Source organism: Rhizobium sp. BK289, from assembly GCF_014193575.1.
GTDB lineage: Bacteria > Pseudomonadota > Alphaproteobacteria > Rhizobiales > Rhizobiaceae > Rhizobium > Rhizobium tropici_C.
The window spans coordinates 151934-174214 of the sequence record NZ_JACHZO010000009.1; the positions used below are offsets into that span (position 1 = coordinate 151934).

The 22281-nt window shown below is 58.8% G+C and carries 22 protein-coding genes; 5 read left to right on the forward strand and 17 right to left on the reverse strand.

Annotation, left to right across the window (positions count from 1 at the left end; genetic code table 11):
- The 12 genes from lpxA to FHT84_RS19075 all read right to left on the reverse strand — a co-directional run bounded on the left by lpxA (position 1) and on the right by FHT84_RS19075 (position 13097).
- Positions 1–816 carry an acyl-ACP--UDP-N-acetylglucosamine O-acyltransferase gene (gene lpxA / locus FHT84_RS19020; protein ID WP_112340836.1) on the reverse strand — a complete coding sequence of 272 codons (816 nt, stop codon included), beginning with the start codon at positions 814–816 and terminating at the stop codon, positions 1–3.
- Positions 813–1286 carry a 3-hydroxyacyl-ACP dehydratase FabZ gene (gene fabZ, locus FHT84_RS19025; RefSeq protein ID WP_112340837.1) on the reverse strand — a complete coding sequence of 158 codons (474 nt, stop codon included), beginning with the start codon at positions 1284–1286 and terminating at the stop codon, positions 813–815. The genes lpxA and fabZ overlap by 4 nt, the downstream gene beginning before the upstream one ends.
- Positions 1279–2346 carry a UDP-3-O-(3-hydroxymyristoyl)glucosamine N-acyltransferase gene (lpxD, locus tag FHT84_RS19030; RefSeq protein ID WP_113249914.1) on the reverse strand — a complete coding sequence of 356 codons (1068 nt, stop codon included), beginning with the start codon at positions 2344–2346 and terminating at the stop codon, positions 1279–1281. Before lpxD ends, fabZ begins: the two co-directional genes overlap by 8 nt.
- A gap of 51 nt (positions 2347–2397) precedes the next feature.
- Positions 2398–4731 (reverse strand): outer membrane protein assembly factor BamA, encoded by a 2334-nt coding sequence (gene bamA, locus FHT84_RS19035; RefSeq protein ID WP_112340839.1) that lies wholly within the window; start codon positions 4729–4731, stop codon positions 2398–2400.
- 200 nt (positions 4732–4931) lie between these two features.
- Complete coding sequence (gene rseP, locus FHT84_RS19040; RefSeq protein ID WP_113249913.1) at positions 4932–6605, reverse strand: RIP metalloprotease RseP; 1674 nt, start codon at positions 6603–6605, stop codon at positions 4932–4934.
- Positions 6606–6730: 125 nt separating this feature from the next.
- The gene (locus FHT84_RS19045) at positions 6731–7564 is read right to left on the reverse strand and encodes a phosphatidate cytidylyltransferase (RefSeq protein ID WP_183763472.1); all 834 of its coding nucleotides are present in this window, start codon (positions 7562–7564) and stop codon (positions 6731–6733) included.
- Positions 7564–8310 (reverse strand): isoprenyl transferase, encoded by a 747-nt coding sequence (locus tag FHT84_RS19050; RefSeq protein WP_112340842.1) that lies wholly within the window; start codon positions 8308–8310, stop codon positions 7564–7566. Before FHT84_RS19050 ends, FHT84_RS19045 begins: the two co-directional genes overlap by 1 nt.
- 109 nt (positions 8311–8419) lie before the next feature.
- Positions 8420–8980 carry a ribosome recycling factor gene (gene frr / locus FHT84_RS19055; protein WP_112340843.1) on the reverse strand — a complete coding sequence of 187 codons (561 nt, stop codon included), beginning with the start codon at positions 8978–8980 and terminating at the stop codon, positions 8420–8422.
- 55 nt (positions 8981–9035) lie between these two features.
- The gene (gene pyrH, locus FHT84_RS19060; protein ID WP_047633286.1) at positions 9036–9755 is read right to left on the reverse strand and encodes a UMP kinase; all 720 of its coding nucleotides are present in this window, start codon (positions 9753–9755) and stop codon (positions 9036–9038) included.
- 238 nt (positions 9756–9993) lie between these two features.
- Entirely contained in the window at positions 9994–10920 is a 927-nt protein-coding gene (tsf, locus tag FHT84_RS19065) for a translation elongation factor Ts (RefSeq protein WP_113249911.1), read from the reverse strand.
- Between the two features lie 376 nt (positions 10921–11296).
- Positions 11297–12064, reverse strand: a complete 768-nt coding sequence (gene rpsB, locus FHT84_RS19070; RefSeq protein ID WP_047633284.1) for a 30S ribosomal protein S2 — start codon at positions 12062–12064, stop codon at positions 11297–11299.
- Positions 12065–12269: 205 nt separating this feature from the next.
- Positions 12270–13097, reverse strand: coding sequence for a cell envelope integrity EipB family protein (locus FHT84_RS19075; protein WP_112340845.1), 828 nt, complete (start codon positions 13095–13097; stop codon positions 12270–12272).
- A 135-nt stretch (positions 13098–13232) separates the two neighbouring features.
- On the opposite strand from FHT84_RS19075, the gene FHT84_RS19080 reads away from it, so the two are divergent.
- From FHT84_RS19080 to FHT84_RS19095, 4 genes are all read left to right on the forward strand, one after another.
- A complete protein-coding gene (locus tag FHT84_RS19080; protein WP_113249910.1) occupies positions 13233–13700 on the forward strand; it encodes a RidA family protein in 468 nt (155 codons plus the stop codon).
- Positions 13700–14419 carry a glycerophosphodiester phosphodiesterase gene (locus FHT84_RS19085; RefSeq protein ID WP_183763474.1) on the forward strand — a complete coding sequence of 240 codons (720 nt, stop codon included), beginning with the start codon at positions 13700–13702 and terminating at the stop codon, positions 14417–14419. The genes FHT84_RS19080 and FHT84_RS19085 overlap by 1 nt, the downstream gene beginning before the upstream one ends.
- Positions 14420–14542: 123 nt before the next feature.
- On the forward strand, positions 14543–15730 hold the full coding sequence (locus FHT84_RS19090) for a GNAT family N-acetyltransferase (RefSeq protein WP_113249908.1): 1188 nt from the start codon (positions 14543–14545) through the stop codon (positions 15728–15730).
- A 41-nt stretch (positions 15731–15771) separates the two neighbouring features.
- Positions 15772–16200, forward strand: a complete 429-nt coding sequence (locus FHT84_RS19095; RefSeq protein ID WP_112340849.1) for an HIT family protein — start codon at positions 15772–15774, stop codon at positions 16198–16200.
- Between the two features lie 107 nt (positions 16201–16307).
- Here FHT84_RS19095 and clpA read toward each other — a convergent pair whose 3' ends face one another.
- From clpA to cysE, 5 genes are all read right to left on the reverse strand, one after another.
- Complete coding sequence (clpA, locus tag FHT84_RS19100; RefSeq protein ID WP_112340850.1) at positions 16308–18842, reverse strand: ATP-dependent Clp protease ATP-binding subunit ClpA; 2535 nt, start codon at positions 18840–18842, stop codon at positions 16308–16310.
- A gap of 10 nt (positions 18843–18852) precedes the next feature.
- A complete protein-coding gene (clpS, locus tag FHT84_RS19105) occupies positions 18853–19206 on the reverse strand; it encodes an ATP-dependent Clp protease adapter ClpS (RefSeq protein WP_069612294.1) in 354 nt (117 codons plus the stop codon).
- A 286-nt stretch (positions 19207–19492) separates the two neighbouring features.
- The gene (locus tag FHT84_RS19110) at positions 19493–19858 is read right to left on the reverse strand and encodes a phasin family protein (protein WP_113249906.1); all 366 of its coding nucleotides are present in this window, start codon (positions 19856–19858) and stop codon (positions 19493–19495) included.
- 350 nt (positions 19859–20208) lie between these two features.
- Positions 20209–20412 carry a DUF3126 family protein gene (locus FHT84_RS19115; protein WP_112340852.1) on the reverse strand — a complete coding sequence of 68 codons (204 nt, stop codon included), beginning with the start codon at positions 20410–20412 and terminating at the stop codon, positions 20209–20211.
- A gap of 125 nt (positions 20413–20537) precedes the next feature.
- The gene (cysE, locus tag FHT84_RS19120) at positions 20538–21401 is read right to left on the reverse strand and encodes a serine O-acetyltransferase (RefSeq protein ID WP_112340853.1); all 864 of its coding nucleotides are present in this window, start codon (positions 21399–21401) and stop codon (positions 20538–20540) included.
- Between the two features lie 77 nt (positions 21402–21478).
- On the opposite strand from cysE, the gene FHT84_RS19125 reads away from it, so the two are divergent.
- Positions 21479–22279, forward strand: a complete 801-nt coding sequence (locus tag FHT84_RS19125) for an enoyl-CoA hydratase-related protein (RefSeq protein ID WP_113249905.1) — start codon at positions 21479–21481, stop codon at positions 22277–22279.
- Positions 22280–22281 lie beyond the last annotated feature (2 nt).

Genomic DNA, 22281 nt, shown 5'->3' on the forward strand with positions numbered 1-22281 from the left:
TCAGCTCTTGCCGCGATTGGGCGACGACAGAGCGCGGTCGCTATCGGCAGCAATGAAATCAAGGATTTCAACCACTTCCTTGCAATCGGCATATTCATCGCGGATCGCAGCCGCGTTGTCACGGATCGAGCCTTCGTTCTCGAAGATGCTCTTGTAGGCGCGGCGAACGCGGTGGATGACGGCCCGGTCTATGCCCGCTCGCGTCATGCCGACGACGTTCAGTCCAGACAGCACGCCCGGATTGCCGTTCAGCATGCCATAGGGAATGACATCGTAGCTTGCAGCGGTAAGGCCGCCGATAAAGGCCTGACGGCCGATACGGGTAAACTGATGCACGGCGCAGCCGCCGCCAAGGATGGCGCGGTCTTCGATCGTCACGTGGCCTGCCAGCATGACATTGTTTGACATGATGACGTTGTTGCCGACGCGGCAATCATGGGCGACATGCGAATTGGCAAGGAACAGGTTGTTGTTACCAACGACCGTCCTGCCGCCGTAATCGGCCGTACCGGTATTGATCGTCACACCCTCGCGGATCGTGCAGTTCTCGCCGACATCAAGCGTCGTTTCCTCGCCATGATGATGAACGCTCTGCGGATCACCACCGACAACGGCCATCGGAAAGATCTTCGTTCCCTTACCGATCGTCGTACGACCCGTCACAACGGCATTGTTGAGCAACTGAATATCGTCATGCAGAACAACCTTGGGACCGACATAGCAGAACGGGCCGACAACAACATTCTCGCCGACGACGGCGCCGTCTTCGACAACCGCCAGCTTATGAATGCGGGCGCTCTTTGCTATGCTGCTCATGCCTGTTCCTGATCCTTCCGTACGATCATCGCACCGATATCGGCTTCGGCGACCAAGGAGCCGTCGACCTTGGCGTCGCAATGGAACTTCCAGATGGTGCCACGCTGTTTGAGCTTCACGACATGGAATTCGACCCGGTCGCCCGGAACGACCGGCTTGCGGAAGCGGGCGTTGTCGATTGTCATGAAGTAGACGAGGTTGCCGCCAATGCCATCCTTGCGAGCGCAGATCGCGCCAGCGGTCTGGGCCATCCCTTCGATGAGCAGCACGCCCGGCATGATCGGCGATTCCGGAAAATGGCCGGTGAATTGCGGCTCATTGGCCGTTACGTTCTTGATGCCGATCGCGGAATTGTCGCTATCGATCTCGATGATCTTATCGACCATCAGGAAGGGATAGCGATGCGGCAACAGCTTCATAATTTCCAGAACGTCAGCCGACGACAACGACGCCTTGGCTTCCTCAGTCATGCTCCGCACTCCCGTCTTTCTTTTCCCTGGCTCCTGACCGCTTTGCGATCTCCGCCGATTCCCTTAGAAAATCCCATAGAGGCCGCGCTGGAAGGCCCGCATAGCGCTCTCCCGCCGGAATACTGTTCATCACGCCGCTCTTGGCGCCGATCTGCACGCCGTCGCCGATGTGGATGTGGCCATTGAGGCCCGCCTGGCCGCCGATCTGGACACCATCGCCGATCACCGTGCTGCCGGCGATACCCACCTGGCTGACGATAGCACAATGCCGGCCGATGCGGACGTTATGTCCGATCTGAACCTGATTGTCGATCTTGGTGCCTTCGCCGATCACGGTGTCGTCCATGGTGCCGCGATCGATTGTCGTATTGGCGCCGATCTCGACATTGTCCTGGATGATGACGCGGCCGATCTGAACGATCTTGATCATGCCACGAGGTCCCGGCGCATAACCGAACCCGTCTTGGCCGATGCGCGTACCATTATGAACGATGACGCCATTGCCGAGGTAGGCGCAGAGCACGCTGGCGCCGCCGCCAATGCTACAATTGCGTCCGATTTTCACGCCTGGTCCGATAAGAGCGTTGGCGCCGATATAAGTGCCCTCGCCGATCTCAGCGCCGGCGCCGATGACAGCACCCGGCTCGACGCCGATATTGGCCTCCAGCTTCGCTGTCGGATCAACAATGGCGGCCGGTGAAATCGTTCCCGGGTTTGCCGTGAATGTGACCGGCCGCATTGCTTCCGGATGCAGCAGGCCGCCGACGATCGCGAAATCCGTATGCGGTTTCTTCGACAGAAGCACCGGAATATGATCGGGAACGAAAGACCTCAGCGCCGGCAAGCAAATGATGGCGGAGGCCCTGCAGGTCTCCAACTCAGCGCGATTCTTTCGGGAAAGGATATAGCAAATATCACCCTCGCCTGCCCGATAGACGGGGGCGATAGATCTGATGGCGACCTCCGAAGAGGCCGCATCAGCAAGTTCCGCCCCAAGATGCTCAGCCAGTTGCCTTAGGCTGATGCCGCCATGGGGCGGGAAAAAACCAGTATGTTCCATAAGCACCAGCTCCAGAACGGTGTTCAAGCCCGAAGTTCTGGACTGCCGATATCAGAACTGGTTGGCGATGCCAAACCGGAAATTCTCAGTCTTGTCGTAATCTTCCTTCAAGACCGGCACGGCGTAGTCAACGCGGATGACACCGAACGGCGACGACCAGATCAGACCGGCACCGAGCGATGCGCGGATTGAGCTATCATTGTGAAGCGTATCGCCGAAGAGATTCGCCTTGTTGCCATAGAGCGTGCCCGCGTCGGCGAAGGCTGCAATGCGCAGACCGATATCCTGCGGCACACCCGGCATCGGCATGCTGGCTTCAGCCGAAGCCGTGAAGTAGGTCGTACCACCGAGCGGATCGCCATGCGACGAACGCGGGCCGATACCGGCATTCTCGAAGCCGCGGATTTCACGGCCGCCGAGCGTGAACTGATCGAAGACGTTCAGCTTGCCATCCGTGGGCATCACGTAACCGGCACCAACGGTAAGCGAGCCGATGATATCGGCTTCGTCGCTGATCATCTGGTAGTAACGAGCCTTACCGCTCAGCTTGTAGAAGTCGGAGTCGCCGCCGAGTCCAGCATATTCATGCGTGAACTTGGCGATGATGCCCTCGCGCGGCAGGTTCTGATCATCAAGCGTGTTGTAGGTGAATGTCTGCGAAATAGTCGACTGCGTCCAAGGACCGTTCTCGACGAGGTTGAGATACGGAGCAGAGAGATTGTTCTGCCAATCACTCGTGCCATCGTAGGTCAGGCGCTTGTAGTTATAGCGCAGGGTCGTCGCGAAGTTCTCGGTGATCGGCGCGGTGACACGCAGCGAGAAGCCTTCTTCCGAGTAATCGTAGAAGTCGTCGCTCGACGTCTGGTTCTTGAAGATATCGAAACCAGCAGCAAGGCGGTAGCCGAGGAAATAGGGCTCGGTGAACGAGATGTTGTAGGTGCGGTTACCTTCCGTGCCGGCGCCGGCCGCAATACGGATGTACTGGCCACGACCAAGGAAGTTCTTTTCTTCGACCGAAGCTTCAAGCAGCAGGCCACCGTTGTTGCCGACAGCGTAACCGGCACCGATGCCGAAGGAGCCGGTCGGCTGGTCTTCGACGTTGACGATCACGATGACGCGGTCGGCAGCACTGCCCTGCGCCGTCGAGATATCGACCTTGGTGAAATAGCCCAGCGCATCGAGGCGGCGCTTGGCGCGCGTGATCATTTCCTGATTGAAGGCATCGCCTTCGTTGAGATCGAACTCGCGGCGGATGACGTAATCGCGCGTACGGGTGTTACCGCGGATTTCGATCCGCTCGACATAGGCGCGCTCGCCCTGATCGACCAGATACTCGATACCGATGGTGTGACCGGACAGATCGCGATTGCCACGCGGCGTGATGCGGGCGAACGGATAGCCAGCGGAGGCTACGCGCTTGGAAATGTTCTCGATCGAGGTCTGGATATCCTTGGCGCTATAGACATCGCCCTTGTGGGTGATGATGAGACCCTTCAGCTCGTCGGCATTGATGCCCTCGACCGTTGAGACCACATTGATGTCGCCATAGGTGTAACGCGGACCTTCGTCCACGTTGAAGTTCAGCGTGTATTCGTTGTTCTGCTCGTTCAACGTCGCGTCGGCGCTGACGATGCGGAAATCGGCGTAGCCGTGATTGTAGTAGAACTGACGCAGCGCATCCTGGTCGGCCTGCTGGCGCTCAGGGCTGTAGACGTCCTTACGGGTCAGGAACGACAGGAAGTTGCTCTTCTTGGTGCTGATCACCGAAGCCAAGCGGCCACTGCCATAGGCCTGATTGCCCGAGAAATTGATCTTGTCGATCTTGGTGCGATCGCCTTCGTTGATGACGAATGCGACGTTGAGGCGGCCCGGAGAGACTTCCGCGGTCTGCGTCGTCACCTCGACATCGTTACGACCGATCGAAGCGTAGGCATCCTTGATGGTCTTGATATCAGCCTGAACGCTAGCCTCGTTGTACGGGCCTGCCGAATGGGTCTGAATGATGCCCTGAAGCTTGTCGTCCTTGATCTTGCGGTTGCCGTTGAAGACCACGGCGTTGATGAGCTTGTTTTCCTTGACCGTTACGACCAGGGTGCCGCCCGAAACCGTAATGTGAACATCGGAAAAATATCCGGTGGCATAAAGCTGCTTCACCGAAGCGTCGATGTCGCCGGGGGAGAAGTTCTTTCCGGGCTTGATCGTGATATTGTCGCGAACTGCCGTCGCGCCGACACGTTCCGCACCGCGAACATCAACGCGCTGAATGACAGCTGCTTCCGCGACCGAGGCAGAGGCAAGGGTGACAACACCAGCGCCAGACGCAACAACACCAGCAGACAGCGCTACCGCCGACACTGCGTTCAAAAATTTTGAACCAGCCTTCATTTTCACTTCTTACCTTTTTTCAATCGTCCCCAGCCTCGAGCGAACCCGATTCCGGCCACGTGTGTCGTTTTACCCGCTTTTGACATACAAGCAAGGGAGCACGTTAATTTCTGTTTACTTCATTTCAAAGCGTGGCTCATTCGCCACTACAGCTTTGAAACATCGTAAATAAATCGTAATTTCCTCTCGTCGTAGCCCCACTAGCCTATTCTGGAACTGATGTCGTTCCAGGTCGCAAACACCATGAGTGAGAGCACCATCGCAAATCCGATCCGGAAAGCGATATCCTGCGCCCTTGCACCCAAGGGTTTTCCCCTTACGGCTTCAATCGCATAGAACATCAGATGCCCGCCATCAAGTACCGGCACGGGCATCAAATTTAATAACCCTATTGAAACAGAAAGTATGGCGGCGAATTGGAGCACCGCTGCAAAACCCAAGGTTGCCATTTGTCCCGAAAGTTGCGCAACCCTGATTGGGCCTCCCAGCTGATCGGCCTTCATATAACCGCCGATGACATTGCCGATATATTCGAAAGTGCCGGAAACGATGCTGCCGGTCTGCTTCACACCTTCAGCAAGCGCCCGGAGCGGCCCATAGGCCTCATAGCGCAGCTTGATCGGCTTCTGGCCGTCGGTGATGCCGATGGTAGCGATCTCCGTCTGCGCACCGAAGGCATCGGTCTCCGCCGACTTCCTGGGCGTCACCGTCAGGTCGCGCGTCTGGCCGTCGCGCTTGACCGTCAGGGCCATGGCCTTATCGGCGTGACCAGCCGCATAGCGCTGCACTTCGCCGATGGAGCCGATGTCCCGTCCATCCACAGAAAGAATGCGGTCACCAAGCTCCAGGCCGGCCATCTGAGCAGGACTGTCGGAACCGATCGAGGCAATGATCGGATCGATCGGTGCGATTCCGATGCTGCCGATATCCTTTTTGTTACCGGACGCATCGGTATCGACAAGCGTCTCGGGCATGATCGGGACATCGCGGACCGTGCCGCTGCGCTGTATGGTCAGCACGATGCTCTTGCCGGGACGGTCGGCCACGTAGCGGCCGATATCGTAATAGGTCGCGACGTTATTGCCGTCGACCGCGATCAGCCGGTCGCCTGCCTGCAAGCCAGCCTTGGCGGCCGGACCTCCCGGCTCAACCGCGGTCACCACCGGATCGACGAGCGCAATACCAATGCGGCCCATTTCCATCTTGTTGCCGAACTGATCCGTATCTTCGACGAGCTTCGGCACGATCTGGAAATCGCGTTTCTGGCCGTCGCGCTCGACCGTCAGAACGATGGTACGGCCTGGGCGAAGACCGACATAGCGTTGCACTTCATCGAATGTCGCCACCTTATTGCCGTCGATGGCAACAAGACGGTCGCCTGGCTCAATGCCGGCTTCGGCAGCAGCGCCGTCACGCGTCACCATGGCGACGACCGGATCGGCGACCGTGCGGCCATAGATGCTGAAAAGGACGGCGAAGATCACGATGGCAAGAAGGAAATTGGCAATCGGGCCGGCCGCAACCGTAGCGGCCCTCTTCCAGAGCCTGGCACCGGCAAAGGACTGCGCCCGCTCCTCCTCCGTCATGGCGGAAAGCTGATCCACATCAGTCTTGCTGGAGGCATCCTCGTCACCGAAGAAGCGCACATAGCCGCCGAGCGGGATGAGCGAAAGCTTCCAGCGCGTGCCGTGCCGATCGGTAAATCCGGCGATCTCCGGGCCGAAACCGATCGAAAAAGCCATGATGCGGATGCCGGACCAGCGGCCGACCAGATAGTGCCCCATCTCATGCACGAAAACGAGCAGCGACAGGACGAAGACAAACGTGATGACGTTGTTCGTCAAGAAACCGATGAAGCCAGCCGCGCTACCCATGCAACGATCCTGTTCGTGTTAGAGCGGTTCAGCTTTCACGGAAGCACCGAACCGTTCCATTCTTCTGTTTTCTCGCAATTCCCGACGGAAAACCGCTGCGCAGTTTTCCCGGGATTGCTCTGGTATCAGACCCCGAGCAGAACGCCGCCCAATGAAAAGGTCTCGCCGCTCATTGTCAGCGACATTACGATAGCCAACAAAAACGCTGCAAAACAAGCAAAAATTAGTCCATCGACCCGATCCATGACACCGCCATGGCCGGGAATCAGATGGCTGGAGTCTTTCACGCCAAACTTGCGCTTGATGAACGACTCGAACAAATCGCCGATCTGGCTGCACACGGAAAGCACTAGGGCAAGGATGGGAATCCGCAGCTCATCGGCGGAGAAGAAGCTCCAGACGACCGCGGTTCCCGCGATGACCGCCGCGATGGCACCGCCGATTGCGCCCGACCATGTCTTGCCCGGCGAGATACGCGGGGCAAGCTTTGGGCCACCGATGGCGCGCCCGACGAAATAGGCAAGAATATCCGTTGCCCACACGGTGGCGAAAACAAACAGCATCAGCACGAAGCCGCGCAGATCGTCATCGCGAATCTCCGAAAGCGCAATCGTCGTCACTCCGGAATAGAATATGCCGGCCGGCAGCCACCAGCTTCTGGCGCGAACCCCGACCATGATCGCCGTGACAATGGCGAAGACCGCCAGAATTTCGATGGAATAAACGGATTCGCCCAGGACCGTCGCCCCGGCAATCAGCACGAGACCAAGCCAGCCGAGGGCATTTCCCTGGGGATCACGGCCATGCAGATCCGTTATCGTCGACCATTCGTAATAGACGAGCAGACCGATCGCAGCCGAAAGAAGACGAAAGCTCAAGCCGCCATACCAAGTGGCGACAAGGACGATGACGGCGAGAATGATGCCGGAAATAATGCGCAGCCTGAGTTCGCGGCTCATCAGGACCCCACGGCGGCCGCCTGCTTGGCGGAAAGGCCGCCAAAGCGCCGGTCGCGCGCTGCATATTTTTCCAGCGCGGAGAAGAACAGATCACGGCTGAAATCAGGCCAATAGTCCGGCACGAACATGAACTCGGAATAAGCGGCCTGCCACAACAGGAAATTCGAAAGCCGTTCCTCGCCGCTCGTACGGATAATGAGGTCGGGATCGGGAATTCCGGCAGTGTCGAGACGGGCATCGACCAGTTCCGGGCTGATGTCCTGCGGACGCAGCCGCCCGGCCTCGACATCTCTTGCGAGGCTCGCGAAGGCGCGGGTGATCTCGTCGCGCGAGCCATAATTGAAGGCGATCACCAGCGTCAGGGCCGTATTATTCCGGGTGGTTTCCTCCGCCTCGATCAACAGAGGCAGAATATCGCCGCGCAGGTTGCTGCGATCGCCGATGACGCGAATCCGGACGTTCTGCCGATGAAGTTCTGCGAGATCGCGCCGAATGAAGGCCTTGAGCAAGCCTAGCAAATCGCTGACCTCAGTCTCGGGGCGGCGCCAGTTTTCCGAGGAAAAGGCAAACAGCGTCAGGTATTTGATGCCGATATCGCCGGCAGCCCGGACCGTTTCCCTGACTGCCTCCACGCCCTTGCGGTGACCCATGGTGCGCGGCAGGCCGCGTGCATTGGCCCAGCGACCGTTACCATCCATGATGATGGCAACGTGTTCGGGTACGACAGAGAACATGGGAGCTGACATATGGGTCCGGTTTCGTTCGGCGGAAATACGCTCTGGTCTCGTAATCTAGGGCGCGGCCACCGCTTTCAATATTGCCAAATCAAAAGCGCGGCCTCTCCCCGGCATGCGATCAGACGTGCATGATTTCCTTTTCTTTGTCGGCTAGCAAGCGATCGATTTCCGAAATCGTCTCATCCGTCATCTTCTGCACACGTTCGGAGAGAGAGCGGCTCTCGTCCTGGCCGATTACACCGTCCTTTTCGGCCTTTTTGAGACCATCCATGCCATCGCGGCGAACGTGGCGAATCGCAACCTTCGCCTTTTCCGCGTATTCGTGGGCGACCTTCACCAGCGAACGGCGGCGCTCTTCGTTTAGCTCCGGCAGTGGGATGCGCAGGTTCTGGCCGTCGACGATGGGATTAAGGCCGAGATTGGATTCCCGGATGGCACGCTCGACAGCGCTGACCATCGACTTGTCCCACACCGAAACCGTCAGCATACGCGGCTCCGGTACTGTGATGTTGGCGACCTGGTTCAGCGGCATGCGCGAACCATAGGCTTCGATCGTGACCGGATCGAGGATGTTGGCGGACGCACGCCCGGTGCGCAGAGAGGCGATATCGCTCTTGAATGCCGAGATGGCGCCATCCATGCGGCGCTTCAGTTCCTTAAGGTCGGTGCCTTCACTCATGTTCATACTCCCGTCGAATAAGGCGGCACCGGGCATGCCCGGCGCCATAGGAACGTCAATTGTCTGATACGATGGTCTTGCGGCCGCCGCCGGTCAAGATTTCCGCGAAACCGCCCTTCTCGTGGATGGAGAAGACGACGATCGGAATGGAGTTCTCGCGCGCGAGCGCCACGGCGGCCACATCCATGACGGCCAATCCCTTCTCAAGCACCTGGCTGTGCGTCAGATGGTCGAAGCGCTCGGCATCGGGGAATTTCTTCGGATCGGCGGAGTAGATGCCGTCGACCTGCGTTCCCTTGAAGATCGCTTCCGCGCCCATCTCGGCGGCTCGCAGCGCAGCGGCGGAATCCGTCGTGAAGAACGGATTGCCGGTGCCGCCGGCAAAGATCACCACGCGACCGAGCGAGAGATGATAAAGCGTCGCGCGCTGCGAGAAGCTTTCGCAGATTTCCGGCATGGAAATGGCGGAGAGCACCACGGTGTCGATATCGAGCTTGCGCAGCGAGGTCGCAAGCGCCAACGCATTGATGACGGTGCCGAGCATGCCCATATGGTCGCCGGTCACCCGGTCGCCGCCCTTCGAGGCCACGGCAACGCCGCGGAAGATATTGCCGCCGCCGACGACGACGCCGACCTCGACGCCCATCGCGCGCGCCTGCGCGATATCGCCGGCAATCCGGTCGGCGACGGTCACGTCGATGCCGAAGCCCTGACTGCCCATCAGAGCTTCACCGGAGGCCTTGAGCAACACGCGCTTGTAGATCGGCTGGGACATCGTAGCTCCTTGAAGTGATCATCGGGGAAATGATTGTGCAAGCCGGATACACGAAGGGCACCGCGTTGTCACGCGATGCCCATACGTTTTCCCTGATATGGTTTCGCCAAACCGGGATATGTCTCTTTTCGACCGTGCTTTTCCGCACTTCTTCAAATTGCGGAAAAGCCCTATCGTTTTGTTTCCTTACGCATTCCGAACGGAAAACCGCTATGCACTTTTCCTGGAAATGCTCAGATCAGCCCTTGGCGACAGCCGCAACTTCCGCAGCGAAGTCACTTTCTTCCTTCTCGACGCCTTCGCCGAGCAGCAGGCGGGCCATGCCGGTGATTTCGATCGGGGCGCCGGCGGTCTTTTCAGCTTCCTTGAGGGCAGCGCCAACCGTCAGGTCCGGATTGATGACGAAAGCCTGCGAAAGAAGAGCGACTTCCTCGAAGAACTTACGCATGCGGCCTTCGACCATCTTTTCGATGATGGCTTCCGGCTTGCCGGATTCGCGGGACTGCTCGATGAAGACGTTGCGTTCGCGCTCGGCGACGGCGGCATCGACTTCTTCGGCGCGGATAGCCAGCGGGTTGGTAGCAGCAATGTGCATGGCAATCTGGCGGCCGATCGACGTCAGAACAGCCTTGTCACCGACCGACTTCAGGGCGACCAGAACGCCGAGCTTGCCGATACCGTCGCCAGCAGCGTTATGGATGTAGGTCGCGACGACACCGTGCTCGACTTCCAGCTTGGCGGCACGACGGAGCGTCATGTTCTCGCCGATGGTGGCGATCGCGTCCTTGATGGCGTCGGCGACCGGCTTGCCGGATGCGGGATAGGTCGCAGCCGAAATGGCTTCGACCGTGCCGTTGGTGGACAGCGCGACTTCGGCGATGCCGCGAGCGAGGTCCTGGAAGGCGTCGTTACGAGCAACGAAGTCGGTCTCGGAGTTGAGCTCGACAACAACGGCCTTGTGACCGGCGCCAGCAATGGCAACCAGGCCTTCAGCGGCGGTGCGGCCGGACTTCTTATCGGCCTTGGAGATGCCCTTGGCGCGCAGCCAGTCGATCGCGGCTTCGATATCGCCGTTCGTTTCGGTCAGCGCCTTCTTGCAGTCCATCATGCCTGCGCCAGACTTTTCGCGCAGTTCTTTCACCAGTGCAGCCGTAATCTCGGTCATAAGCTTCCTCTTGTCGGTTCATACGGTGCGGCAGAAGGCATTAAGCCGAAGCGGCACCGATTTGAGGGACGAAATGTACCCGTAAGTATGACAGCGTTATGAAGCAGCGTCATACTGTGGAATTCTTGATTGGAACATGCCTGGATTTTCCGCCTACAGCGCCACGCGTCACAGATGACGCGCAAAGGTCGCTGTAGCACTTTAAATCTGCTGCATAATTTACCCTTAAATCGATTCCGATTTAAGGAATTATGCAGCGGGCAAGCAGTTACCAAAAACGCGATAAGGCCGCTCGAACTTGTTGAAGTCGCAAACGGCCTTATCCCGGATGTCATTGCGCTTGGGCGGACGGTATATTGTCCGCCTCTTGGCGCGATCAGGCTTCGGTGCCGTCCGCCAGGGTCGGCTCGACCGGAGCTTCTTCGGAAGCGCCGAGATCACGGCCCGATGCGCTCTGCTGGCGAGCAATGCCGTCGATGGCAGCGCGCGAGATCAGGTCGCAGTAGAGAGCGATGGCGCGCGAAGCGTCGTCGTTGCCCGGGATCGGGTAGTCGATGAGGTCCGGATCGCAGTTCGAGTCGATGATGGCGACGACCGGGATGCCGAGGCGCTTGGCTTCGTCGATCGCGATCTTTTCCTTGTTGGTGTCGATGATGAACATCAGGTCCGGCGTGCCGCCCATGTCCTTGATACCGCCGAGGGCCTTGTCGAGCTTTTCGCGCTCGCGCTCAAGGTTCAGACGCTCCTTCTTGGTGAAGCCCTGGGCTTCGCCGGAGAGGATTTCGTCGAGCTTGCGCAGACGCTGGATCGAGTTGGAGATCGTCTTCCAGTTGGTCATCATGCCGCCGAGCCAGCGGGCGTTGACGTAGTACTGAGCCGAACGCTTGGCGCTGTCGGCGATCAGTTCGGACGCCTGACGCTTGGTGCCGACGAACAGAACGCGGCCGCCGCGAGCAACGGTGTCGCTGACGACCTGCAGGGCGCGGCTCAGCATCGGAACCGTCTGGGCGAGGTCGATGATGTGGATGTTGTTACGATCGCCGAAAATGTAGGGCTTCATCTTCGGGTTCCAGCGATGCGTCTGGTGGCCGAAGTGAACACCAGCTTCCAGAAGCTGGCGCATAGAAAAATCAGGCAATGCCATGCCTTTGTCTCCTTTACCGGTTGAACCTCCGCAAGGCGAACAGCACCCTCTTCGAGAATGCCACCGGGCGGAACGATCCGGATTTCTCCCGGACAATCCCATGCCTTACGTGTGGAATGCGGGTGCCCATACAGTCGATTCACTTGGAATGCAAGGCTTGAGGCTCAAAATAGCCGATTCTTATCTCAGTCCGTCCCGCAGCAGGCTACTGACAGGCCTTTGTATCGAGAACCTCGAGCTTGGTGAGCTTGCCGGTCAATACGAAGTCGCCGTAATCCATGGTGAGATCACGCGTTATGCCGTTCTCGTAGAGTTTGAAGGACATGCGGTAGACGGGTGTGGCGTCGCCGGTGGACTTCTCGTTGAAATAGGCCACGGTCACCGGCCAGAAGGATGTCTTGGCGAAGGCGCCGGCCTTGTCAGCATCGGGATCATCCGTGGCCGGAGGCTGTGCCTTGCCCACAACCGTGGTGGCGATGAGCGGCTTGTCGCCGTCATCGGAGCCGTCGAAGACCTGCGCCTCGAAGAAATTCCTGCCAAGCTTGGCGTTGTGGATGATGTCGAGCATATGTTCCGTCGGGAAGCGGCTTTGGATGAGTTCGACCTGCTTGCTGTGCGGCTGCGTCAGATCGACTTTGATGCCCCTCTGATCGTCGCTTGCCGCTCCCCGCACGTCCTTGTCGAGCTGATTATCGGTAAAGGACTTTGTCTCGAAGCGGAACAGGCGCTTGCCGAGATCCTCGAATGTCGTCGTCTGCTGGTCGCTGACGCGGGTGGAATCGCCCGTATCGATCTTGGTCACAAAGCGGAAATTGGTGGTGAACCCGGTGCAATCGGAGCCTTCGAACTCATAGACCATGCGGCCGACCATGCCGGAAATGCCGGAGCGATCGGAAGCATCCTTCAGCTCGAGATCATAGACGGCGCGATGCGCGATCAGCCCGCTCGGGCCGGCTGCATAGGCGGCCGAAGTCCCCAGTGACAGAATGCCCAGCCCCGAAACGACGGCGGCAGCAAGACTCGAGCGGAACATTCATTATCTCCTGTTGGACTCGCATGCGATGTTATAAGAACGCTTTCGGCTGAAACGAGGCTGCCGATCCTAAGTGACGGAATTTAGTCTTGATGCCGGATTTTTGAAGTTTTTACAACAAAACGGGAGATGAAAATGTCCGACGCCATCGAAGGTCGCCTGAAGGAACTCGGCATCGTTCTGCCAGAGGCAGCGGCACCCGCGGCCAACTATGTTCCCTATGTCATCAGCGGCAATCTTCTTTATCTGTCGGGCCAGTTGCCGATGGAAAACGGCAAGATCGGCGTCACCGGCCATCTCGGCAAGGATGTGGATGTCGCAGGCGGCCAGCGCGCGGCCGAACTTTGCGCGATCAATATTCTCGCCCAGGCAAAGGCAGCCCTCGGCGGCGATCTCGGCCGGATCAGGCGGCTGATCAAGCTGAACGGCTTCGTCGCCTCGACGCCCGATTTCGTCGAACAACACCTTGTGATCAACGGCGCATCCAATCTTCTGGCGAATATATTGGGCGAAGCCGGCAAACACGCCCGCGCCGCCGTCGGCATGGCAGCCCTGCCGCTCAATGCCGCCGTTGAAATCGATGCCATTCTGGAAATTGCATAATGAACAAGCTTGCCTGGTTGACCGAGCGTCCCGTCGCTCACCGCGGCTATCATGACATGAACAAGGAGGTCTGGGAAAACACGCTCTCGGCCTTCAGCCGCGCCATCGAGGCGGGCTTTGCCATCGAGTGCGACCTGCACTATGCCTCCGACGGCGTTCCGGTGGTCTTCCATGATGACGACCTGCAGCGCGTCTGCAACCTGCCGGGCGAAGTGCGCGAGCGCACCTCGGCCGAACTCGGGCTGCTGTCGGTCGGCGGCACCAAGGACAAGATCCCGACGTTGAAGCAGCTCCTGCGGCTCTGCGACGGCAAGGTGCCGCTCGTGCTCGAACTCAAGGGACGCGAAGGCGACGACGAGGGCTTTGCAGAATCCGTGCTCGAAGTGCTCGAAGGGTACAAAGGCCATGTGGCGCTGATGAGTTTCGACCATTGGCTGCTCAAGGACCTCAAGGCGCTGGAAGCGCCCTACCCTGTGGGATTGACGGCCGAAGGAAACAAGCCCGAGACGTTTTTTCAGCATGACGAAGCCATGCATCTTGGGCTAGACTTCATCTCGTACTTTTACGGCCACCTGCCGAATCCCTTTGTTACGGCGCAACGCCAGCGCGGTATTCCGGTCATCACCTGGACCGTGCGCGACGAAGCGGCCCGCAAACATACATTTGCCAATGCAGACCAGATGACCTTCGAAGGTTTTGACCCGCGCCTGGCCTCATAAATCGGGATCGATTGAAGGAGAGGCTTTGCGCAAACCCAAATTATCGCTGCGCCTACGACATATCCTTCCTGGTGGAGGCGCAGCGGTGAGAGCCCCTCCCTTCCTTCCAAGCGCAAGAGTTTGATGACAGACGAATTATCCATTCGAGTCGAACGATCCTTCAAGAACATCGCCCCGGAGAGCTGGTCGAAGCTGGCCGGAGCGTCCAGAACCGGCAGCATCCTGCCCTACAACCCCTTCGTCTCGCACGCTTTCCTGTCGTCGCTCGAGGAGTCCGGCTCCGCGACCGACAAAACGGGATGGCTCGGCAATCATCTGCTGCTTGAAACCGACCGCGGCGAATTGCTTGGTGCCGTCGTAGGCTATCTGAAGAGCCATAGTCAGGGCGAATATGTCTTCGACCATGGCTGGGCCGATGCTTTCGAGCGTGCCGGCGGCCGCTATTATCCGAAACTGCAATGCTCCATTCCCTTCACACCCGCCACCGGGCCGCGGCTGCTCGTCGCCGAGGGACGGGATAGGAACGTGCTGCAGCCCGCGCTCGCCGAAAGCCTGAAAGAAGTCACCCGGCAGCTCGGCGTTTCCTCGGCCCACATCACCTTCCTGCCGGAAGATGAGGTTTCGGTTTTCGAAACCGACGGCTATCTGCATCGCACCGACCAGCAGTTCCACTTCATCAACGAGGGGTATGCCGATCACGACGCATTCCTGGAGACGCTGGCATCGCGCAAACGCAAGGCGCTGAAGAAGGAACGGCGCGCGGCGGTCGAGCATGGCATCACCATCGACTGGCTGACCGGCAGCGACCTCACCGAGAACATCTGGGATCAGTTCTTCGCCTTCTATATGGATACCGGCGGCCGCAAATGGGGCCGCCCCTATCTCACCCGGACATTCTATTCGCTGATCGGCGAGCGCATGCCTGACGATATCCTGCTCGTCATGGCGAAGCGCGAAGGACGTTATATCGCCGGCGCCATCAACTTCATCGGCGGCGAGACGCTGTACGGCCGCCATTGGGGTTGCATCGAGGATCATCCCTTCCTGCATTTCGAGGTCTGCTATCATCAGGCGATCGATTTTGCGCTGAGCAAAGGCTTGAAGCGCGTGGAAGCCGGGGCGCAGGGCGAACACAAGCTGGCGCGCGGCTATCTTCCCGTCATCACGCATTCCGCGCATTATATTGATCATCAGGGCCTGCGGCGCGCCGTTGCCGACTATCTGAAGCATGAACGGGAGCAGGTGGAGGAGATGAGCGAAATCCTTACCGAGCACAGCCCCTTTCGCAAGGGTGAGCGGCAGGATATCTAACCGTTCGGCATAAACACAAACGCAAGACGAGGAGATACTGGATGACCAGCCCCGCCTATGACGACAACAATATCTTTGCAAAGATCCTGAAAGGCGAGATCCCTTCCTACCGCGTCTACGAGGATGAGCACACCGTCGCCTTCATGGATGTGATGCCGCAGTCGCCGGGCCATACGCTTGTCGTGCCGAAGGCGCCCTCGCGCAATATTTTCGATGCCGACCCGGCTGCATTGCAGCAGGCTATCACTGTGGTGCAGAAGATCGCCGTTGCCGTTCGGGAAGCCTTCGAAGCGGACGGCGTCTATATCGCGCAGTTCAACGAGCCCCCCGCGGGGCAGACCGTCTTCCATCTGCATTTCCACGTCATCCCGCGCCTCGAAGGAGTCGCGCTGAAACCGCATTCGGGCAAGATGGAGGATGGCGCTGTCTTGGCGGAGAACGCCAGGAAGATCATCGAGGCGTTGGCCTGATGCTCTGAACTCTCAAGGTATTTATGAGCTTTTCTGCATAAATACGGAAAACGGCTGCATTATCCCTAATGCAGCCGTTTCATTTTTCTCAAATCACCGATCGGTGATTACTTGCGCGGCACCTTCGGAACCGTGCCGCCGCCCTTGCGCGGTGACTTGCTGTCAGACACGCCGCTTTCGTTCGAAGGCGAGGCCTTGGCCGAGCGGCGGCTGTCGGCTGCCGTTGCAGCCTTGCCGACGCGGCTTCTAGCCTTGACGGTGACATCGCCGTCATCCTCTTCCACCTCGGCCGGCGCATCGCCGACTTCGGCTTCCGGCTTCGGCCGGATCGGAGCGGTGTCGGCGATCGCTTCGAGCAGGATGCCGGTCGAACCGTCTTCCTTCTTGCCGACCGTGACGTTGACGACGCCGCCCTTCTTCAGCTTGCCGAAGAGGATTTCGTTCGCCAGCGGCTTCTTGATGTTTTCCTGGATGACGCGCGCCAGCGGACGGGCGCCCATCTTGTCGTCATAGCCCTTCTCGGACAGCCAGGCGATGGCGTCCTCGTGCAGGTCGAAGGTCACATTCCGTTCGGAAAGCTGCGCTTCCAGCTGCATGATGAACTTTTGAACGACCTTGTGGATAACAGTCGTCGGCAACGGCGCGAAGGGAATGACCGCATCCAGACGGTTGCGGAATTCCGGCGTGAACAGGCGGTTAAGAGCCTCTTCATCCTCACCCGTACGCTTGGACGAACCGAAGCCGATAGCGGCCTTGGCCATTTCCGAAGCGCCCGCATTGGTCGTCATGATCAGGATGACGTTGCGGAAGTCGATCTTCTTGCCGTTATGGTCGGTCAGCGCGCCATGGTCCATGACCTGCAGCAGGATATTGAAGATATCCGGATGCGCCTTCTCGATTTCGTCGAGCAGAACCACACTGTGCGGATGCTGATCGACACCATCGGTCAGAAGACCGCCCTGGTCGAAACCGACATAGCCGGGAGGTGCACCGAGCAGACGGGAAACCGTATGACGCTCCATATATTCCGACATGTCGAAGCGCAGCAGCTCGACGCCGAGCGACGAAGCAAGCTGCTTGGCGACTTCGGTCTTACCGACGCCTGTGGGGCCGGAGAAGACGTAGCAGCCGATCGGCTTGTTCGGTTCGCGCAGGCCCGCGCGGGCGAGCTTGATCGAGGTCGAGAGCGCTTCGATCGCCGTATCCTGGCCGTAGACGACCGAACGCAGTTCCTGTTCGAGGTTGGCGAGAACCATCTCGTCATCCTTGGAAACCGTCTTCGGCGGAATGCGGGCCATGGTCGCGACGGTCGCTTCGATCTCCTTTTCGGTGATCAGCTTGCGACGCTTCGACGGCGGCAGCAGCATCTGTGCGGCACCCGTTTCGTCGATCACGTCGATCGCCTTGTCCGGCAGCTTGCGGTCGGAGATATAGCGAGCCGACAACTCCACGGCCGTCTTGATGGCGTCGTTCGAATAGCGCAGGTGGTGATACTCTTCGAAATAGGGCTTCAGGCCCTTCATGATTTCGATGGCATCCTCGATGCTCGGCTCGTTGACGTCGATCTTCTGGAAGCGGCGGACGAGTGCCCGATCCTTCTCGAAGAACTGGCGGTATTCCTTGTAGGTGGTCGAACCGATGCAACGGATCGCGCCTGAGGAAAGGGCCGGCTTCAGCAGGTTCGACGCATCCATCGCGCCGCCGGAGGTGGCGCCCGCACCGATGACGGTGTGGATCTCGTCGATGAACAGCACAGCGCCCGGATACTCTTCGAGCTCCTTGACGACCTGCTTCAGGCGTTCCTCGAAATCGCCGCGATAACGGGTGCCGGCCAGTAGCGTGCCCATATCGAGCGAAAAGATCGTAGCATCGGCCAGAGCTTCCGGAACCTTACCCTCGACGATCCGCTTGGCAAGGCCTTCGGCAATCGCCGTCTTGCCGACGCCGGGGTCGCCGACATAGAGCGGATTGTTCTTCGAGCGGCGGCACAGCACCTGGATGGTGCGGTTGACCTCGGAGTTGCGGCCGATCAGCGGATCGATCTTGCCGTTTTTGGCCTTCTCGTTGAGGTTGACGCAATAGGCCTTCAGCGCATCCTGTTGCTTCTTGCCATTACCCTCCTCCTGCTCGCCGCGGGAGGTCGGCTTGCTCTCGGATTCGCTTTCCTCGGCGCCGCGCGGCGTGCGGGTCTGGGAGGAGCCCGGGCGCTTGCCGATGCCGTGGGAGATATAGTTGACCGCATCATAGCGGGTCATTTCCTGCTCCTGCAGGAAGAAGGCAGCATGGCTTTCCCGCTCCGCGAAAATCGCAACGAGAACATTGGCGCCCGTCACTTCCTCGCGGCCGGAAGATTGCACATGGATCACGGCACGCTGGATGACGCGCTGGAAGCCGGAGGTCGGCTTCGAGTCCTCGTCATAGCCCGTGACCAGGTTGGAAAGTTCATTATCGACGTATTCAGTCAGAGTCTTACGGAGCGCGTCGAGATCAACATTGCACGCGCCCATGACAGCTGCGGCATCGGCGTCGTCTACCAGCGCCAAAAGCAGATGTTCCAGCGTGGCATACTCGTGATGCCGCTCGTTCGCGTAGGTCAGTGCCTGATGCAGCGCCTTCTCAAGACTAGGCGAAAATGTTGGCACGTTCAGATCCTCACTTCTTTTCCATAACACATTGCAGCGGATGCTGGTGCTGCCGGGCAAAATCCATCACCTGGCTCACCTTCGTTTCGGCTACTTCATATGTATATATCCCGCACTCGCCCACGCCGTGATTGTGGACATGAAGCATGATGCGGGTGGCACTCTCGAGATCCTTTTGAAAGAAACGCTCCAGGATATGGATCACGAAGTCCATGGGCGTATAGTCATCATTCAGAAGCAGCACGCGGTATAGATTGGGTTTCTTGGTTTTGGGCTTGGTGCGCGTAATCACCGAGGTCCCGCGATTTCCGTTGTCCCCGTTCCTTTCGCTGTTGTTTTGCATCCGGATCGGCTCAGCGATCATTTCATTCATTCCTCAAATCATCCGGCAGAAGCTATCGCATTCCGACTTGGCACTGGGGTTGGGTTCTTCACTTGGTCGGGCCGGATATCCGAACCTCTAACTTAGTTCATATTGGCGTGATTTTAAGCCCCTTGCTGGACACTGCAATCACAATTCGCTGACAAAGCGGGCTGCGGCCAAAAAAGTCGCTGCATATCCTTGGCTCAGGTTCGGCGCGCCAAAACGCAAAAGACCGGCCACGCGTCGCGTAGCCGGTCCTTCCGGAAATTTGCCTTTCGGCGAGAACTTAAGCGGCGGTTGCCGTTACGGCGGCCTTGCCGGCAGCCTTGGTCGCGGCAGCGACAGGCGCTTCATACGGCTTATAGGCAGCCTTGGCGAGATCGGCATACATTTCGCCGAGCTTGGTGGCTTCGGCGATGAAGTTTTCATAGGAGGACTTCACATAGCTGCTCTGCAGTTCGAAGGCAGCTTCGAAGCTCTTGACGCCGGCGAGCGTTTCAAAGTGTGCAACACCATCCTGGAAAGACTTCTTGGAATATTCTGCAGCTTCGGCAGCAATCGCCTGAAAGCCCTTGGTGACATCGGAATAGCTCTTCAGCGCCGTGTCCATGGCTTCCTTGCCCTTCTTGTTCGCTTCATCGAAATTGAACATGCTTCTCCGTCCCTTGTTGGCCGGCCGACGGCCGGTTTACAGGGTAAAGCTTAAATGCGACGCACAATTAGTCAAGTAGTCTTGTGCGACGCAATATCTTCCTTTGGTTGCATTTCCGATAACAATACGGTGTCGGCGACGATGAGTGCGCCGCATCATTTTGTTTTTTCTAATATATATCATCGTCCTTGCAACCACAGGCTTTGGTCAAAATATTGGCAGCTAGACTGGAAAAGCAGCAGCGATTCAAAACGGCTACGGAATGATTAAATCGGCAATTGCCAAAGAAAAAGGCCGCATTTCAATGAAATACGGCCCGAATGTTCAATCACTATACGAGATCGACAAAATCAGAGATCGACGTCCAGGATCGCCATCGAGAAATTATAGGAGCGATCGCCATCTTCATCATCGATATAGACGACGCCCAGAAACTCTTCGCCGAGATAGACTTCCGCAGAATCGTTCTTGCGTGGACGGGCCTTCACCACCATCTGCGGGTTGAACGTGCGCTTGAAATAGGCGTCGAGCTTCTTGATTTCTTCAGGCTTCACAATGCTTCTCCGTGAGGATCTCGGTTGGCTGCTTCTTGCATAGGAAAAGCGGCGGTGTAAAGACCGGAGGCGTGCATACCTTTCCGCCGATAGCGTAAGCCTCCGAAAGTCAGGCTGAATTTTTCCTAGATTCCCGCGCCCAAGATCTGATCGACGACCATGCGTTCGGCGAGCAACTGATCCATGGAGCGCGACGGCTCGGAACAACCGGCCTCGCCGACCACCTTGGCCGGAACGCCGGCAACCGTCGTCTTCGGCGGCACTTCCTTCAGCACCACGGAGCCGGCGGCTATGCGCGAGCAATGGCCGATCTGGATATTGCCGAGAATTTTGGCGCCGGCGCCGATCAATACGCCATGGGCGATTTTCGGATGACGGTCGCTGCCTTCCTTGCCGGTTCCGCCAAGCGTGACCCCGTGCAGGATCGAGACGTTGTCGCCGATCACGGCCGTTTCACCCACAACGAGGCCGGTCGCGTGGTCGAGAAAGATTCCCTTGCCGATGCGCGCCGCCGGATTGATGTCTGTCTGGAAGATGCTGGAGGAACGGCTCTGCAGATAGAGCGCGAAATCGCGGCGGCCGTGATTGTAGAGCCAGTGCGCGAGGCGATGCGTCTGCAACGCGTGGAATCCCTTGAAATAAAGCACGGGCTCCAGGAAACGCAGGCAGGCGGGATCACGGTCGTAGACGGCCTGGATATCGACGCGGAGGATCGACCCCCATTCGGGCCAGTCGGCCAGCATCTCCTCGAACGTTTGCCGCAGGAGGATTGCCTGCATGTCGGGATGGTCGAGGCGCTCGCAGATGCGATAGATGACGCATTCCTCCAGCGAACGGTGATTGATGATCGTCGAATAGAGGAAGGCGGCAAGCAGCGGATCCCGCTCGGCAGCGGCGCGAGCTTCCTCGCGCATGCTGTCCCAGATAGGATCCATGACCTTAACCGCGCCCAAGCCCTCTACTGGGCGAATGTCCGTTGCTGCGACCATTGGCGGCCTCCCGATTTTCTGTCAGGGGTGCATTATATAGAATAAATGCCACACAAGACAAATGGGTCGGACAGGTAATGAATTTCGAGCATGATTTTGCCGGCGGTCTCATCCGCGCGACGTGCGGCGATGCCATCGGCACCATCACGATCAGCAACCCCGATCGGAAAAATGCGGTGACCGCCGCCATGTGGCGCGCCATCCCCCAAGCCGTGCGCATCCTGACCGACGAAGCGCACGCGCATGTGGTCGTCCTTCGCGGCAGCGGCGCGGATTTTTCCGCCGGCGCCGATATCAGCGAATTCGACAGCGTGCGCAAGAACTCCGCGACAGCGGTCTCCTACGAGGCGTTGAACAGCCGGGCTTTCGAGGCAATCCGGCATTGCCGCGTGCCGACGATCGCTGCAATCCGCGGCATCTGCTATGGCGGCGGCTTCGGACTGGCGGCGGCCTGCGATTTGCGGATCGCCGAACGAGGCGCCCGGTTTTCCGTCCCCGCCGTTCGCCTCGGCATCGCCTATCCAGCTGATGCCGTGCAGGACATCATCAATGCCCTCGGAGCGCAGATGGCCAAGGTCACGCTGTTCACGGGCGCGCCCATGTCGAGCGAGAAGATGGTTGCTGCCGGTTTTCTTCTTGAGGAAATCGACGCAAGTGCTTTCGACAGTGAAGTCTCCGCCCTCGCCCACGCGATCGCTGCCAATGCGCCGATCGCGCTGCACGCCTCGAAACTCGCGATCCGCGCCGCCATCGAGCAGAACCCCGACCTGCTGCGGGAAGCGGAGGTGATCGGCGCGGAGACCTTCGACAGCGCCGATTATGCCGAGGGCCGCGCTGCTTTTGCCGAGCGGCGCAGACCCCATTTCACCGGCAGGTGACT

Bases quoted from the DNA above. Each gene is read 5' to 3' on its own strand.
- lpxA (WP_112340836.1), bottom strand. From the start codon at position 816: ATGAGCAGCATAGCAAAGAGCGCCCGCATTCATAAGCTGGCGGTTGTC.
- fabZ (WP_112340837.1), bottom strand. From the start codon at position 1,286: ATGACTGAGGAAGCCAAGGCGTCGTTGTCGTCGGCTGACGTTCTGGAA.
- lpxD (WP_113249914.1), bottom strand. From the start codon at position 2,346: ATGGAACATACTGGTTTTTTCCCGCCCCATGGCGGCATCAGCCTAAGG.
- bamA (WP_112340839.1), bottom strand. From the start codon at position 4,731: ATGAAGGCTGGTTCAAAATTTTTGAACGCAGTGTCGGCGGTAGCGCTG.
- rseP (WP_113249913.1), bottom strand. From the start codon at position 6,605: ATGGGTAGCGCGGCTGGCTTCATCGGTTTCTTGACGAACAACGTCATC.
- FHT84_RS19045 (WP_183763472.1), bottom strand. From the start codon at position 7,564: ATGAGCCGCGAACTCAGGCTGCGCATTATTTCCGGCATCATTCTCGCC.
- FHT84_RS19050 (WP_112340842.1), bottom strand. From the start codon at position 8,310: ATGTCAGCTCCCATGTTCTCTGTCGTACCCGAACACGTTGCCATCATC.
- frr (WP_112340843.1), bottom strand. From the start codon at position 8,980: ATGAGTGAAGGCACCGACCTTAAGGAACTGAAGCGCCGCATGGATGGC.
- pyrH (WP_047633286.1), bottom strand. From the start codon at position 9,755: ATGTCCCAGCCGATCTACAAGCGCGTGTTGCTCAAGGCCTCCGGTGAA.
- tsf (WP_113249911.1), bottom strand. From the start codon at position 10,920: ATGACCGAGATTACGGCTGCACTGGTGAAAGAACTGCGCGAAAAGTCT.
- rpsB (WP_047633284.1), bottom strand. From the start codon at position 12,064: ATGGCATTGCCTGATTTTTCTATGCGCCAGCTTCTGGAAGCTGGTGTT.
- FHT84_RS19075 (WP_112340845.1), bottom strand. From the start codon at position 13,097: ATGTTCCGCTCGAGTCTTGCTGCCGCCGTCGTTTCGGGGCTGGGCATT.
- FHT84_RS19080 (WP_113249910.1), top strand. From the start codon at position 13,233: ATGTCCGACGCCATCGAAGGTCGCCTGAAGGAACTCGGCATCGTTCTG.
- FHT84_RS19085 (WP_183763474.1), top strand. From the start codon at position 13,700: ATGAACAAGCTTGCCTGGTTGACCGAGCGTCCCGTCGCTCACCGCGGC.
- FHT84_RS19090 (WP_113249908.1), top strand. From the start codon at position 14,543: ATGACAGACGAATTATCCATTCGAGTCGAACGATCCTTCAAGAACATC.
- FHT84_RS19095 (WP_112340849.1), top strand. From the start codon at position 15,772: ATGACCAGCCCCGCCTATGACGACAACAATATCTTTGCAAAGATCCTG.
- clpS (WP_069612294.1), bottom strand. From the start codon at position 19,206: ATGATCGCTGAGCCGATCCGGATGCAAAACAACAGCGAAAGGAACGGG.
- FHT84_RS19110 (WP_113249906.1), bottom strand. From the start codon at position 19,858: ATGTTCAATTTCGATGAAGCGAACAAGAAGGGCAAGGAAGCCATGGAC.
- cysE (WP_112340853.1), bottom strand. From the start codon at position 21,401: ATGGTCGCAGCAACGGACATTCGCCCAGTAGAGGGCTTGGGCGCGGTT.
- FHT84_RS19125 (WP_113249905.1), top strand. From the start codon at position 21,479: ATGAATTTCGAGCATGATTTTGCCGGCGGTCTCATCCGCGCGACGTGC.